General features: G+C 73.1%; 12 protein-coding genes and 1 riboswitch. Of the genes, 4 read left to right on the top strand and 8 right to left on the bottom strand.

Annotated elements, in window-relative coordinates:
* Nucleotides 1-28 precede the first annotated feature (28 nt).
* Nucleotides 29-119: riboswitch (ZMP/ZTP riboswitch) on the bottom strand.
* 116 nt (nucleotides 120-235) lie between these two features.
* Nucleotides 236-1,441 (top strand): ornithine--oxo-acid transaminase, encoded by a 1,206-nt coding sequence (rocD, locus tag ACIRBY_RS07065; protein WP_403897235.1) that lies wholly within the window; start codon nucleotides 236-238, stop codon nucleotides 1,439-1,441.
* Nucleotides 1,442-1,480: 39 nt separating this feature from the next.
* Here the strand turns inward: rocD and ACIRBY_RS07060 are convergent, their stop codons facing one another.
* Both ACIRBY_RS07060 and ACIRBY_RS07055 read right to left on the bottom strand, forming a co-directional pair.
* Nucleotides 1,481-2,671, bottom strand: coding sequence for a glutathionylspermidine synthase family protein (locus ACIRBY_RS07060; RefSeq protein WP_403897232.1), 1,191 nt, complete (start codon nucleotides 2,669-2,671; stop codon nucleotides 1,481-1,483).
* Between the two features lie 38 nt (nucleotides 2,672-2,709).
* Complete coding sequence (locus ACIRBY_RS07055) at nucleotides 2,710-3,012, bottom strand: hypothetical protein (RefSeq protein ID WP_403897230.1); 303 nt, start codon at nucleotides 3,010-3,012, stop codon at nucleotides 2,710-2,712.
* Nucleotides 3,013-3,131: 119 nt separating this feature from the next.
* Between ACIRBY_RS07055 and ACIRBY_RS07050 the strand changes: the two genes are divergently transcribed.
* Complete coding sequence (locus ACIRBY_RS07050; protein ID WP_403897227.1) at nucleotides 3,132-3,986, top strand: hypothetical protein; 855 nt, start codon at nucleotides 3,132-3,134, stop codon at nucleotides 3,984-3,986.
* Nucleotides 3,987-4,221: 235 nt separating this feature from the next.
* Here the strand turns inward: ACIRBY_RS07050 and ACIRBY_RS07045 are convergent, their stop codons facing one another.
* Nucleotides 4,222-5,637, bottom strand: a complete 1,416-nt coding sequence (locus ACIRBY_RS07045; protein WP_403897225.1) for a PLP-dependent aminotransferase family protein — start codon at nucleotides 5,635-5,637, stop codon at nucleotides 4,222-4,224.
* Between the two features lie 46 nt (nucleotides 5,638-5,683).
* Between ACIRBY_RS07045 and ACIRBY_RS07040 the strand changes: the two genes are divergently transcribed.
* Nucleotides 5,684-6,187, top strand: a complete 504-nt coding sequence (locus tag ACIRBY_RS07040; protein WP_403897222.1) for a carboxymuconolactone decarboxylase family protein — start codon at nucleotides 5,684-5,686, stop codon at nucleotides 6,185-6,187.
* A 144-nt stretch (nucleotides 6,188-6,331) separates the two neighbouring features.
* On the opposite strand, the gene ACIRBY_RS07035 is transcribed toward ACIRBY_RS07040, so the two are convergent.
* The 3 genes from ACIRBY_RS07035 to ACIRBY_RS07025 all read right to left on the bottom strand — a co-directional run bounded on the left by ACIRBY_RS07035 (nucleotide 6,332) and on the right by ACIRBY_RS07025 (nucleotide 9,211).
* Nucleotides 6,332-7,321, bottom strand: coding sequence for a malate dehydrogenase (locus ACIRBY_RS07035; RefSeq protein WP_403897220.1), 990 nt, complete (start codon nucleotides 7,319-7,321; stop codon nucleotides 6,332-6,334).
* 314 nt (nucleotides 7,322-7,635) lie between these two features.
* A complete protein-coding gene (locus ACIRBY_RS07030; protein ID WP_403897218.1) occupies nucleotides 7,636-8,361 on the bottom strand; it encodes a DUF3017 domain-containing protein in 726 nt (241 codons plus the stop codon).
* A complete protein-coding gene (locus tag ACIRBY_RS07025) occupies nucleotides 8,351-9,211 on the bottom strand; it encodes a bifunctional methylenetetrahydrofolate dehydrogenase/methenyltetrahydrofolate cyclohydrolase (protein WP_403897215.1) in 861 nt (286 codons plus the stop codon). The genes ACIRBY_RS07030 and ACIRBY_RS07025 overlap by 11 nt, the downstream gene beginning before the upstream one ends.
* 253 nt (nucleotides 9,212-9,464) lie before the next feature.
* Between ACIRBY_RS07025 and ACIRBY_RS07020 the strand changes: the two genes are divergently transcribed.
* A complete protein-coding gene (locus tag ACIRBY_RS07020; RefSeq protein ID WP_390687684.1) occupies nucleotides 9,465-10,205 on the top strand; it encodes an RDD family protein in 741 nt (246 codons plus the stop codon).
* A gap of 63 nt (nucleotides 10,206-10,268) precedes the next feature.
* Here the strand turns inward: ACIRBY_RS07020 and purH are convergent, their stop codons facing one another.
* Nucleotides 10,269-11,852, bottom strand: a complete 1,584-nt coding sequence (gene purH, locus ACIRBY_RS07015; RefSeq protein WP_403897211.1) for a bifunctional phosphoribosylaminoimidazolecarboxamide formyltransferase/IMP cyclohydrolase — start codon at nucleotides 11,850-11,852, stop codon at nucleotides 10,269-10,271.
* Nucleotides 11,849-12,472 carry a phosphoribosylglycinamide formyltransferase gene (purN, locus tag ACIRBY_RS07010; RefSeq protein WP_366450362.1) on the bottom strand — a complete coding sequence of 208 codons (624 nt, stop codon included), beginning with the start codon at nucleotides 12,470-12,472 and terminating at the stop codon, nucleotides 11,849-11,851. The genes purH and purN overlap by 4 nt, the downstream gene beginning before the upstream one ends.
* Nucleotides 12,473-12,606 lie beyond the last annotated feature (134 nt).

Genomic DNA, 12,606 nt, shown 5'->3' with positions numbered 1-12,606 from the left:
CCTCCGGGGTCGATGTCGGTTCTCGTCCCCGCGAGGCCCAGGCGAGCGGCCCTGTCTGCGGTCGTGCGCGCACGACTCCCCCGGAGTTGGTTCTCCGTACGCCAGTCGCCGTGCGTACCGAACACCTTAGCGGGCGCGGCGGCCCGGAGGTTTCCGCGTCCACGATCCGAGCGACGATACAAAGGACGCCACCCATGTCACCCGCGTCACCAGCAGACGGACGATCGGAGACCCCGTGTCGAGAACAGCTGATGCCATCCGCTCCGCCGACGAGCACAGCGCGCACAACTACCATCCCCTCCCGGTCGTCGTGGCTTCGGCGGAGGGCGCGTGGATGACCGACGTGGAGGGCCGCCGCTACCTCGACATGCTCGCCGGGTACTCGGCGCTCAACTTCGGCCACGGCAACCGGCGTCTGATCGACGCGGCCAAGGCCCAGCTGGAGCGGGTCACCCTCACCTCCCGGGCCTTCCACCACGACCAATTCGCCGACTTCTGCACCGAACTCGCCGCGTTGTGCGGCAAGGAGGCGGTGCTGCCGATGAACACGGGCGCGGAGGCCGTGGAGACGGCGGTGAAGACGGCCCGCAAGTGGGGGTACGAGGTCAAGGGCGTCCCGGACGGACAGGCCAAGATCGTCGTCGCCGCGAACAACTTCCACGGCCGGACCACGACCATCGTGTCCTTCTCCACCGACCACGAGGCCCGCGACCACTACGGCCCCTACACCCCCGGCTTCGAGATCGTCCCGTACGGGGACCTCACCGCCCTCGACGCCGCCGTCACCGCCAACACCGTCGCCGTCCTGCTGGAGCCGATCCAGGGGGAGGCGGGCGTACTGGTCCCGCCGGCCGGCTACCTGGCGGGCGTACGGGAGCTGACGCGCGAGCGGAACGTGCTGTTCATGGCGGACGAGATCCAGTCCGGCCTGGGCCGCACCGGCCGGACCTTCGCGTGCGAGCACGAGGACGTCGTCCCGGACGTGTACGTCCTGGGGAAGGCGCTCGGCGGCGGTGTGGTGCCGGTGTCCGCCGTGGTCGCGGACCGGGACGTGCTCGGGGTGTTCCGGCCCGGGGAGCACGGCTCCACCTTCGGCGGGAACCCCCTCGCCTGCGCCGTCGCGCTGGAGGTGATCGCGATGCTGCGCACCGGCGAGTACCAGCAGCGGGCCGCCGAACTCGGCGACCACCTGCACCGCGAGCTGAACCTGCTGGCCGGCTCGGGCGCGGTGACCGCCGTCCGCGGGCGCGGGCTGTGGGCGGGCGTCGACATCGACCCGGCGCGCGGCACGGGCCGGGAGATCTCCGAGCGGCTGATGGAGCGCGGGGTCCTGGTGAAGGACACCCACGGGTCGACGATCCGGATCGCGCCGCCGCTGGTCATCGGCAAGGAGGACCTGGACTGGGGTCTGGAGCAGCTGCGGGCGGTCCTCGCCGGCTGAGGGGTCCCCGGGGTGCCCGGCCGGGCACCCCGGGATCGGCTAGAGGATGACGTGCGGCAGGAAGCGGGCGTACTCGTCGGTGACCGGGCCCGCCGACTCGCGGATGCCGAGGCCCGCCGCCTCCTCCTCGACCACCCACGCGCCGAGGACCACGCGGTTGCCGTCGAAGTCGGGCAGCGGGGCCAGCGCCTGGAAGACGTACGTCTCCCCGTCGGCCGGCACGAAGGGCTCGCCGCCCGGCTCGTGGAGGGTGACCCCCGCGCCCTCGCGGCCCAGCAGGGGCTTGGCGGCGTAGCCGCCGCTCCCGGCCAGCTCGCGCGGGCCGTCGAGGTAGGCGGGCAGCAGGTTCGGGTGCTCGGGGAAGAGCTCCCACAGGATCGCCAGCAGGGCCTTGTTGGCCAGCAGCATCTTCCACAGGGGCTCGATCCAGGCGGTGGTGCCGCTGCCGCCGCCGTGGTCGTAGGTGTCGAGGACGTGCGGGCCGAACTCGTCCTCGACCAGCCACTCCCACGGGTAGAGCTTGAAGCAGCCGCGGATGAAGCGGAGCTTCTCGTCCACGAACCGGCCCGCGAGGCCGTCCCAGCCGATGGTCTCCACGGACAGGGCGTGGGTCTCCAGCCCGGCCTGCTCGGCGGTCTCCTGGAGGTAGGCGACCGTCATCAGGTCCTCGCCGAGCTCGTCGGTCTCGGAGTGCGCGAAGTGCAGCGGGCCGGGCGGCAGCAGCTCGGCCTGCCGGCGCCAGGCGTCGACGAGCCGCTCGTGGAGGGAGTTCCACTGGTCGGCGCCGGGGAAGCGCTCCTCCATCCAGAACCACTGCGGGCTCGCGGCCTCCACCAGGGAGGTCGGGGTGTCGGCGTTGTACTCCAGCAGCTTGGCGGGGCTGCCGGAGCCGTCGTAGCGCAGGTCGAAGCGGCCGTAGAGGGAGGGCTGTTCGGCGCGGCGCCGCCAGGACTCGGCGATGAGCGCGGCGACCTTCGGGTCGGTGATGCCGAGGTCGGCGAAGCGGTCGTGCTCGACGATGTGGGCGGCCGCGGCCAGGCACATGGCGTGCAGTTCCTCGACGACGTTCTCCAGCGCCTCGACCTCGGGGAGGGAGAAGGAGTAGTAGGCGCTCTCGTCCCAGTACGGGCGCAGGGAGTCGTCGGGGAAGCGGGTGAGGGGGTAGATCAGGCCCTGCTCCTCGACGGTCTTCTGCCAGTCGGGGCGGGGTTCGATGGTGTTCCGCTGCATGGTGCCGTGCTCCGTCGTGTGCGCTCGTCGCCGGCCGCTCAGCCGCCGGAGGAGCCGGAGTGGCTGCCGCCGCCGATGCCGCCGCGGGTGACGGCCGACTTGTCGAAGCTGCCGCCGGTCACCTTGCCGTTGCTGACGCTGCCGCCGTAGTAGTACGCCCCGCGGCCGCCGGTCTTGCACTCCTTGGCGTTGAGGTGCTCCAGCGTGGACCGGGACGCGCAGCGCTTGTCGGGCTCGCTGCTGCTGCCGCAGGCCACGAGGGTGGCGGCGAGCAGGCCCATGCCGCCGAGGGCGACCGCGCCGGAGCGCATGCGTCGTCGGTTGGTGTCGCTGGTGTCCATGGTGTGTTCCGCTCCCCCTGGGTGGCGTGGGCTGCCGACAGACTAGAGCGGGGGTGTCGGGCGAGGGAATCCGGCCACCGTCACACCCTCGTCACGGTGGGGGCCCTAGAGTCGGTTTCGTGCTGATCGGAATGGTTTGCGCGCTGGGCGCGGCGGTGTGCTTCGGTACGGCCTCGGTCCTCCAGGCGGTGGCGGCCCGCGCGGCGGCCCGGCCGGGGGACGCCTCGGGAGTGGACACCGCGCTGTTCCTGCGCGCGGTGCGGCAGTGGCGGTACCTGGCGGGGCTGGCGCTGGACGCGGTCGGCTTCGTGCTCCAGATCGTCGCCCTGCGCCACATCCCCATCTACGTGGTGGGGGCCGCGATGGCCGCGAGCCTGGCGGTGACGGCGGTGGTCGCGGCGCGGCTGCTGCGGGTGCGGCTGTCGCGGCTGGAGTGGGGCGCGGTGGGGGTGGTGAGCGCGGGGCTGCTGATGCTGGGGCTGGCCTCCGGCGAGGAGGGGGACGGGGTCGGGACGCTCGCGCTGAAGCTGGGGCTGCTGGGGGTGGCGGGGCTGGTGCTGCTGGTGGGCGCGGTGGCGGGGCGGCTGCCGGACGGCTCGCGCGCGCTCGTGCTGGGCCTGGCGGCGGGGACGGGATTCGGGGTGGTGGAGGTGGCGGTGCGGCTCGTGGACTCCGTCTCGCTGCGGGAGCTGCTCAACCCTGCGCTGTACGCGCTGCTGCTGGGCGGGGCGGCGGGGTTCCTGCTGCTCACCTCCGCCCTGCAGCGCGGTTCGGTGACGGCGGCGACGGCGGGGCTGGTGCTGGGCGAGACCGTCGGTCCGGCGCTGGTGGGGGTGGTGTGGCTCGGCGACCGGACGCGGGAGGGGCTGGAGTGGCTGGCGGTCCTGGGGTTCCTGGTGGCGGTGGCCGGCTCCCTGGCCCTGGCCCGCTTCGGCGAACCGGAACCACAGCCGGAACCGTCCGGAACCGCCTGACCCGCGACCCCACCGGACGACGCCGCCCGAACCGCCGGACCGGCGGGGGCTCCGGGGCGGGGCTGAGGACCGCAGGGCACTGGCCCGCGAGGCGCAGGGAACCACGGGCCCGCAGGGCGGGGCCGCAGCCACCGGGCCGCAGGGCCCGCCCGCAAGGCCGGGAGCCCGCAAGGCCGCAAGGCCGCAAGGCCGCAAGGCCGCAAGGCCGCAAGGTCGGGGGCATGGGGCCGTGGGGTTACGGGAGGGTGGTCGTCAGGGCGGTCAGGGTGGGGGACCAGGCGCTGTCCGTCGGGGTGCCGTAGCCGAGGACCAGCGCCTCGCGCTGCGGCATCTCCGTCTCCGGATGCCGGTAGCGCGCCAGGCCCTCCACCGCCAGCCCCTGCCAGGCCGCGGCCTGGACGAGGGACCGTTCCGTCCCCGCCGGGAGGTCCAGCACCGCGTGCAGCCCCGCCGCGATCCCGGAGACCGGGCCGCCGCCGAGCGCGGCCACCAGCTCGTCGCGCCGGCGCCGGTAGCGCAGCCGCATCGCCCGCACGTGCCGGTCGTAGGCCCCGGAGGTCATGAACTCCGCCAGCGTCAGCTGCTCCAGCGCACTCGACATCCACTCCGCCCGGCCCTTCGCCTCCAGCAGCTCCTCCAGCAGGTCGGGCGGGACGACCATCCAGCCCATCCGCAGCGCGGGGGCGAGGGACTTGCTGGCGGTGCCGAGGTAGACCACCCGGTCGGGGTCCAGGCCCTGGAGCGCGCCGACCGGCTGGCGGTCGTAGCGGAACTCCCCGTCGTAGTCGTCCTCCAGGACCAGCCCGCCGGTGGTCCGCGCCCAGTCCACCGCCGCCGCCCGGCGCTCGGGGGTGAGGGCCACGCCGGTCGGGAACTGGTGCGCCGGCGTCAGCAGCACCGCGCCCACCCGGGGGCCGAGTCCGGCCAGGTCGGAGGTGCGGGCCCCGGCCCCGTCCACCCACAGCGGCCGGGTGCGCAGACCGGCCCGGGTGAGCAGGTCCCGGTGCAGGTCCAGGCTGTAGCCCTCCACCGCCATCTCCCGCACCCGGCGGCCCCGCAGCACCCGCCCGAGCAGCTGGAGCGCGTGGGCGAAACCGGCGCACAGCACGATCCGGTCCGGGTCCGCGTACACCCCGCGCGCCCGCGCCAGGTACCCGGCGAGCGCCTCGCGCAGCTCGATCCGGCCGCGCGCGTCGGCGGCGTAGCCGAAGGCCTCGTTCGGGGCGTCGGTCAGGGCCCGGCGGGCGGCCGCCAGCCAGGCGGTGCGCGGGAAGCCGCCCAGGTCCGGGGAGCCGGGCACCAGGCTGTAGGCCGGAGGGCGCCGCGCGGGACGGCGGACCTGCGCCGCCGGCCCCGGGGCCCGGCGCGGCCTGGCCCGTTCGGCGACCCGCGTGCCGGAGCCCTGGCGGGCCGTCAGCCAGCCCTCGGCGACGAGCTCCGCGTAGGCCTCCGCGACCGTGTTGCGGGCGATGCCCAGGTCGGCGGCGAAGGTCCGGGAGGAGGGCAGCCGGGTCCCCGGCGCCAGCCGCCCGCTGCGCGCGGCCTCCCGCAGCGACTCGGTCAGGGCGGCCCGCAGGCCGCGCTCGCCCGCCGACACCGCGGAGAGGTCCAGGTGCAGGTCGGCGCCGTAAGTGGCCCATGCATCGGTCATGGATGTGGACCATATCGGCGGGCCGCCCGCTCCGTACGGTGGAGCCATGAGCAACGACACGAAGACCACCGCCCTCGCCGCAGAGCACACCCCCCGCATGGAGCTGTTCAAGCTCGCCCCGGAGGCCTACAAGGCCGCCGTCGCCCTGGAGATCGCCTCGAAGAAGGGCCTGGACCCGGTCCTCGTCGAGCTCGTCAAGATCCGCGCCTCGCAGATCAACCACTGCGCGTTCTGCCTGGACATGCACACCAAGGACGCCCTCGCGGCGGGCGAGAGCGTCGAGCGGATCGTCCAGCTCGCCGCCTGGGAGGAGTCGCGGCACTTCTACACGGAGAAGGAGCTGGCGGCGATCGAGCTGACCGAGGCCGTCACCGTGCTGACGGACGGGTTCGTCCCGGACGAGGTGTACGCGAAGGCCGCCGCGCACTTCGAGGAGGCCGAGCTGGCCCAGCTGATCACGGTCATCGCCATGATCAACGTCTGGAACCGGATCGCCGTCACCACCCGGCTGTCCCCGGGGCACTACACCCCGGGCTCGCTCAAGCGCTGACCGGTCCGGGCGGACCCGTCCGCCGGAGCGCCTCCGCCGGATGCCTCCGCCCGCAAACGCCGAAGCGCCCCGGCCGTGTCCGGCCGGGGCGCCAGGGTGTCCGCTCTGATCGGGCCGCAGGGGCGGACGGTCAGAGCGGGTGGATCAGATCAGGCCGAGCTCGCGGACCGCGTCGCGCTCCTCGACGAGCTCCGCCACGGACGCGTCGATGCGCGCACGGGAGAACTCGTTGACGTCCAGGCCCTGGACGATCTCGTACTTGCCGTCCTTGCAGGTGACGGGGAAGGAGGAGATCAGGCCCTCCGGGACGCCGTAGGAGCCGTCCGAGGGGATGCCCATGGAGGTCCAGTCGCCGGCGGCGGTGCCGTTGACCCACGTGTGGACGTGGTCGATGGCGGCGTTGGCGGCGGAGGCGGCCGAGGACGCGCCACGGGCGTCGATGATGGCGGCGCCGCGCTTGGCGACGGTCGGGATGAACGTCTCGGCGAGCCACTGCTCGTCGTTGACGACCTCGGCGGCGTTCTTGCCGGCGATCTCCGCGTGGAAGATGTCCGGGTACTGGGTCGCCGAGTGGTTGCCCCAGATGGTGAGGCGCTTGATGTCGGTGAGGTCGGCACCGGTGCGCTGCGCGAGCTGCGACAGGGCGCGGTTGTGGTCCAGGCGGGTCATCGCGGTGAAGCGCTCGGCCGGGACGTCCGGGGCGGCGGCCTGCGCGATGAGCGCGTTGGTGTTGGCCGGGTTGCCCACGACCAGGACCTTGATGTCGTCCGCGGCGTGCGCGTTGATCGCGGCGCCCTGCGGCTTGAAGATGCCGCCGTTGGCGGAGAGCAGGTCGCCGCGCTCCATGCCCTTGGTGCGCGGGCGGGCGCCCACGAGGAGGGCGACGTTGGCGCCGTCGAAGCCCTGGTTCGGGTCGTCGAAGATGTCGATGCCCTTGAGCAGCGGGAAGGCGCAGTCGTCGAGCTCCATGGCGGTGCCCTCGGCGGCCTTCATGCCCTGCGGGATCTCCAGGAGGCGGAGCTTGACCGGCACGTCCGCGCCGAGCAGGTGGCCGGACGCGATGCGGAAGAGCAGGGCGTAGCCGATCTGGCCGGCGGCGCCGGTCACGGTGACATTCACGGGAGTGCGGGTCATGGCCTTCTCCGTTAGACAGCTGGCGGTGGGGCGTCCCCGCCCCATGTGCTGGGTCCCAAGTACTGGGGAGGACGCCGCTTCCCTGTCCTGTGAATCTTGACGTGAAGAGACATCCGCGGTCAGGCTATCCGACCCGAGGGGCCTCGAACCCCCCGGTGCCTGTGGTCCACGGCACATGACCCCCGGGTTCGAAGGTCCGAACGCACGCGCGACCTGTACTCCAGCCCGGAAATCCGTACTTTCCAGGCCCGTTCGAGGGCCCGGGCGCGCCGCGCCGCACGGGATCGCCCGGCGGCGCGGCGGCCGACGCCCGGTCAGCGGACGGTGAAGCGGACCGCGTCCTCCAGGAACGGGACCTTCAAACCGTGCGGCTGCACCACCAGCGCCAGCAGTGTGATCGCCACGCCCAGCAGCCCGTACGTGACCATGTCCGTGAAGCGGGAGCGCACCGCGAGCATGCCCACCGAGGGCAGGACGCGCCGCAGCACCGCGGCCGCGATCAGGGCGACGCCGATGACGAGGCAGCCGACGCGGGGGTGCCCGAACGCCGTGGTCAGCAGCCCGACGGCAGTGGCGCCGAGGACGCTGAGCATCGGCCACTGGCGGGCGGGCGTGGACACCGCGCCGGGGATGGCGCGGCCCGCGCCCTCCGGGCGGGCGGTGTCCTGGGTGACGGCGGGGAACCGCCGGGACCGCGCCGCCGGCCGGGCGGGGGTGGAGGCCCCGGCCGCCGCCGGGGACCGCCCCGTCCCGGGCCCGGACTTCGGGCGGGGTGCCGCCGGGTGCTCCGACGCCCCGGCGCCCTGCGCCGGCCCGCCGCCCCGGCCCGCGCCCGGGCCCGTGCCCGCGTCCTCGCCCTTACCGCTGCCGGTCCCGTCCGTACGGTTGCCGGTCTCGTCCGTACCGCCGGTCCCGTCCGTACCGCTGGTCCCGTCCGTGCCGCCGGTCCCGTCCGTACGGTTGCCGGTCCCGTCCGTGCCGCCGGTCCCGTCCGTACCGCTGGTCCCGCCGGCCCCGCCCGTGTCGTGCTCAGCCCGCACTGCCGGCCCGCTCCGCCGCCTCGACCACGTTCACCAGCAGCTGCGCCCGGGTCATCGGCCCGACGCCGCCCGGATTCGGGGAGATCCAGCCCGCCACCTCGGCGACGCCCGGGTGGACGTCCCCGACGATCTTCCCGTTCTCGTCGCGGCTGACGCCGACGTCGAGGACGGCCGCGCCCGGCTTGACGTCCTCCGGCTTCACCAGGTGCGGCACGCCCGCCGCCGCGACGACGATGTCCGCCTGGCGCAGCAGCCCGGCGAGGTCGCGCGTACCGGTGTGGCACAGGGTCACGGTGGCGTTCTCGGACTTGCGGGTGAGCAGCAGCCCGATGGAGCGGCCCACGGTGATGCCCCGTCCGAGGACGACCACGTGCGCGCCGTTGATCTCGACCCCGTGGTGGCGCAGCAGCTCGACGATGCCGTACGGGGTGCAGGGCAGCGGCCCCTGCACCCCGAGCACCAGCCGGCCGAGCGAGGTCGGGTGCAGGCCGTCGGCGTCCTTGGCCGGGTCCATCAGCTCCAGGACGCGGTTGGTGTCGATGCCCTTGGGGAGCGGCAGTTGGACGATGTACCCGGTGCACGCCGGGTCCTCGTTCAGCTCGCGCACGACCGCCTCGATCTCCTCCTGGGAGGCCGTGGCGGGCAGTTCGCGGCGGATGGAGGTGATGCCCACCTCCGCGCAGTCCTTGTGCTTGCCGTTGACGTACCAGCGGCTGCCCGGGTCGTCGCCGACGAGCAGCGTGCCGAGGCCGGGGGTGATGCCCCGCTCCTTCAGCGCCGCCACGCGGGCGGTCAGTTCGGATTTGATCGCGGCCGCGGTGGCCTTGCCATCGAGAATCTGGGCGGTCATGGGGGCATCCTCCCGGATGGGGCGGCCCGGCTTCCAGTCGGGCGGTGGCCGGAACATGCTCTTCATTGCACTTGCACAACAAGTCTGGCCCGGCTTTGCAACTGGCTGGACAAGCCCGGTGCGGGCCCACGACGATGACGGGCAGCAAGACGATCGGAACAGAGTGCCGCGGGCAGTGCCGGGGGGCGTACCGCAGAAGCAAGTGTCCTCCAGCGTGCCGTGCGTCCCCGCACTTCACGGAGGAAACACCCAGATGAGCTTCGGCGATCCCAACAACCCCTACGGGCAGCAGCAGCCGCCGCAGGGTCAGCCCGGCTACGGCTACCCGCAGCAGGCCCCGCAGGGCGTCCCGCCGCAGGCCGGCTACGGCTACCCGCAGCAGGGCCAGCAGCCCTACGGCGTCCCTCCCCAGGCGCCCGGCACGCTGCAGGCCAACAACGGCTACATCAACGTCGCGGGCCTGGGCACCGTCCAGGTCGCCACGATGGGCCGCCGCTTCGGCGCCCGCGTGATCGACGGCCTGATCATCGGTGTTCTGTACTTCATCCTGAGCTCCGTCGTGTTCGCGGGCGCCTTCAGCGCGGCCAAGAACGTCAAGGACTGCACGGGCATCGACCCGCTGTCCCCCGAGTACAGCACCTGCCTCAACGAGGCGTCGGCCCAGGCCGGCGAGGCCGCGGGCGGCATCTTCGCGGCCTTCTTCGGCGGTCTGCTCATCCTCGGCCTCGCCACCCTGCTCTACGAATGGCTGATGATCGCCTTCGTGGGCGCCACCGTCGGCAAGATGGCCCTCGGCCTGAAGGTCGTCAAGGAGAACACGGGCCAGAACCCGGGCATCGGCGGCGGCTTCATCCGCTGGATCATCCCGATGGTCGGCTCCGTCCTGTGCGGCATCGGCCAGCTCCTGGTCTACCTCTCCCCCTTCTTCGACAACTCGGGCAAGCTCCAGGGCTGGCACGACCGTGCCGCGGGCACCATCGTCGTCAAGAAGTAGGCACCGCTCACGGCGAAGGCCGCGCCCCGCAGTGCGGGGCGCGGCCTTCGCCGTATCCGCGGCTCAGTGGAAGAAGTGGCGCGTACCGGTGAAGTACATGGTCACGCCCGCCTTCTGCGCCGCCTCGACGACCTGCTCGTCACGGACCGAACCGCCCGGCTGGACGACGGCCTTGATGCCGGCGGCGGTCAGGATCTCCAGCCCGTCCGGGAACGGGAAGAAGGCGTCCGAGGCCGCGTACGAGCCCTGGGCGCGCTCGGCGCCCGCCCGCTCGACCGCCAGCTTGGCCGAGTCGACGCGGTTGACCTGGCCCATGCCGACGCCGACCGAGGCCCCGTCCTTGGCCAGCAGGATCGCGTTGGACTTGACGGCGCGGCAGGCCCTCCACGCGAAGGCGAGCTCGGCGAGCTCCTCGGCGGACAGGGCGTCACCGGTGGCCAGGGTCCAGTTCGCCGGGTCGTCGCCCTCGGCCTGGAAGACGTCGCTGTGCTGGAGCAGCACGCCGCCGCTGACCGGCTTGAGGTCGCCCGGCTGGTGCGGGGTGCCGTCCACCTTCAGGACGCGGATGTTCTTCTTCTTCGCGAGGATCTCGACCGCGCCGTCCTCGTACGCCGGGGCGGCGATGACCTCGGTGAAGATCTCCGCGACCTGCTCGGCGAGCTCGACGGTCACCGGGCGGTTGACGGCGATGACGCCGCCGAACGCCGACAGCGGGTCGCAGGCGTGTGCCTTGCGGTGCGCCTCGGCGACGTCCGCGCCGACCGCGATGCCGCACGGGTTGGCGTGCTTGATGATCGCGACGCAGGGTCCTTCGTGGTCGTAGGCGGCCCGGCGGGCGGCCTCGGTGTCCACGTAGTTGTTGAAGGACATCTCCTTGCCGTGCAGCTGCTCGGCGTTGGCGAGCCCGCCCGGCCGGCCGTCCGTGTAGAGCGCGGCGGCCTGGTGCGGGTTCTCGCCGTAGCGCAGGGTCGACTTGCGCTCCCACGCGCCGGCCAGGAACTCGGGCAGCGCGCCCTCCTCGCCCTCCGGGGCGTACGCGTTCGTGAACCAGGAGGCCACGGCCACGTCGTAGGCGGCGGTGTGCTGGAAGGCCTCGGCCGCGAGCCGCTTGCGGGCGGTGAGGTCGAAGCCGCCGCCCTGGGCCGCGGCGAGGACGTCGGCGTAGCGGGCCGGGCTGGTGACGACGGCGACCGACGGGTGGTTCTTGGCGGCGGCGCGGACCATCGACGGGCCGCCGATGTCGATCTGCTCGACGCACTCGTCGGGCGTGGCGCCGGAGGCGACGGTCTCCCGGAACGGGTACAGGTTGACGATCACCAGGTCGAAGGGCTCGACGCCCAGCTCGGCGAGCTGGCGCTGGTGGTCCTCCAGGCGCAGGTCGGCGAGGATGCCGGCGTGCACGCGCGGGTGGAGGGTCTTGACCCGGCCGTCGAGGCACTCGGGGAAGCCGGTGAGCTCCTCGACCTTGGTGACCGGCACGCCGGCCGCGGCGATCTTCGACGCGGTGGAGCCGGTCGAGACGAGCGCGACGCCCGCCTCGTGCAGGCCGCGGGCCAGGTCTTCCAGTCCCGTCTTGTCGTAGACACTGACGAGCGCACGGCGGATCGGCCGCTGGGTCGCAGCCGTCGTCGTTTCGTTGGCGGTCACTGGATTGTTACCTTTCGTCCCTCAATGCGGTAGCCGTGCCGGGCCAGGCGCCCCACGACGTCGACGAGCAGCTGGCGCTCGACTTCCTTGATGCGCTCATGGAGCGCGGCTTCGTCCTCCCCGTCGCGGACCTCGACGACACCCTGGGCGATGATCGGACCGGTGTCCACGCCGCTGTCCACGAAGTGGACCGTGCAGCCGGTGACCTTGGCCCCGTACGCGAGGGCGTCCCGCACCCCGTGCGCGCCGGGGAATGCCGGGAGGAGGGCGGGGTGGGTGTTGACGAACCGGCCGCCGAAGCGGTCGATGAAGCTCTTGCCGACGATCTTCATGAACCCTGCGGAGACCACGAGGTCCGGCGCGTACGCGTCGGTGGCCTCGGTGAGGGCGGCGTCCCACTCCTCACGGCTCCCGTAGGCCTTGACCGGGCACACGAAGGTCGGGATCCCCGCCTTCTCGGCCCGTTCCAGACCGGCGATGTTCTCGCGGTCGGCCCCGACGGCGACGACCTCCGCCCCGAAACCCTCGGCTCCGCCGGGGTGGGCGTCGATGGCGTCGAGCAGGGCCTGGAGGTTGGTGCCGGAGCCGGAAACCAGCACGACCAGGCGGGAGGCGGCCATGGGAGGCCCTTTCTCACAGGATTTGCGACGTTGGTCTTGTGTGGTCATACGAAACTTCGGGGTACCGATATACGGGGAACCATACGAAGCCACCGACCGCCTGCAACGATACCGGCACACGGGACCGCCCCCGA

Source organism: Streptomyces sp. NPDC096136, from assembly GCF_044763325.1.
GTDB lineage: Bacteria > Actinomycetota > Actinomycetes > Streptomycetales > Streptomycetaceae > Streptomyces.
This window is presented reverse-complemented; position numbering and strand designations above follow the sequence as displayed.

Excerpts from the sequence above, each read along its gene's own strand:
- ACIRBY_RS07060 (WP_403897232.1), bottom strand. The coding sequence starts at position 2,671 with ATGCAGCGGAACACCATCGAACCCCGCCCCGACTGGCAGAAGACCGTC.
- ACIRBY_RS07055 (WP_403897230.1), bottom strand. The coding sequence starts at position 3,012 with ATGGACACCAGCGACACCAACCGACGACGCATGCGCTCCGGCGCGGTC.
- ACIRBY_RS07045 (WP_403897225.1), bottom strand. The coding sequence starts at position 5,637 with ATGACCGATGCATGGGCCACTTACGGCGCCGACCTGCACCTGGACCTC.
- ACIRBY_RS07040 (WP_403897222.1), top strand. The coding sequence starts at position 5,684 with ATGAGCAACGACACGAAGACCACCGCCCTCGCCGCAGAGCACACCCCC.
- ACIRBY_RS07035 (WP_403897220.1), bottom strand. The coding sequence starts at position 7,321 with ATGACCCGCACTCCCGTGAATGTCACCGTGACCGGCGCCGCCGGCCAG.
- ACIRBY_RS07025 (WP_403897215.1), bottom strand. The coding sequence starts at position 9,211 with ATGACCGCCCAGATTCTCGATGGCAAGGCCACCGCGGCCGCGATCAAA.
- ACIRBY_RS07020 (WP_390687684.1), top strand. The coding sequence starts at position 9,465 with ATGAGCTTCGGCGATCCCAACAACCCCTACGGGCAGCAGCAGCCGCCG.
- purN (WP_366450362.1), bottom strand. The coding sequence starts at position 12,472 with ATGGCCGCCTCCCGCCTGGTCGTGCTGGTTTCCGGCTCCGGCACCAAC.